Genomic DNA, 744 nt, shown 5'->3' on the forward strand with positions numbered 1-744 from the left:
GGGTCTGCTGCACGATCAGGTGACAGACAGTTTCGGTCACGCGGCCTGACTGGCCCGTGTGGTCATAATCGCTTCGAATTCGATCGGGGTCAACCGACCGAGGCCGGCTTGGCGCCGGCGACGATGGTAGGTCCGTTCGATCCAGGTGACGATCGCGATCCGCAGCTCTTCTCGTGTGCTCCAGCGGTGGCGATCGAGCACGTTCTTCTGAAGTAGAGCAAAGAAGCTCTCCATGGCTGCGTTGTCGCCAGCCGCACCGACGCGGCCCATCGATCCGACCATTTCATAACGGCTCAGTGCATGGACGAATCTCCTTGACCTGAATTGAGATCCGCGATCGGTGTGGACTATGCAGCCAGCGATATCACCGCGGCGAGCCACCGCGCTACTGAGCGCTGTGGTGGCCAGCCGGGACTTCATTCGGGAGTCGATCGAGTACCCGACGATACGGTTGGAGAACACGTCCTTGATGGCACAGAGATAGAGCTTGCCTTCATCGGTGCGATGTTCGGTGATATCGCTGAGCCACAATTGGTTTGGGCCATCGGCGGTGAAGTCGCGCTCGACAAGATCATCGTGCACCGGCGGGCCTACCTTGCCGTTCTTGCCGCGCTTTTTGCCGAACACGCTCCACAACTGATTCTGCGAGCAGATTCGCCAGGCGGTGCGCTCTGCCATCGATTCGCCGGCCTCTCGGGCCTCCTCCACGAGGTAGCGGTACCCGAACTCCGGGTCGTCGCGGTG

Annotated in this window: 1 protein-coding gene; it reads right to left on the reverse strand. The window is 60.9% G+C overall.

Features of this window, described 5'->3' with window-relative positions:
- Window positions 1–36 precede the first annotated feature (36 nt).
- The coding region (locus tag G154_RS00240) for an IS3 family transposase (RefSeq protein WP_019512868.1) at window positions 37–744 on the reverse strand (708 nt) is incomplete at its 5' end.

It is taken from the genome of Mycobacterium sp. VKM Ac-1816D (genome assembly GCF_000416385.1).
Classification (GTDB): domain Bacteria; phylum Actinomycetota; class Actinomycetes; order Mycobacteriales; family Mycobacteriaceae; genus Mycobacterium; species Mycobacterium neoaurum_A.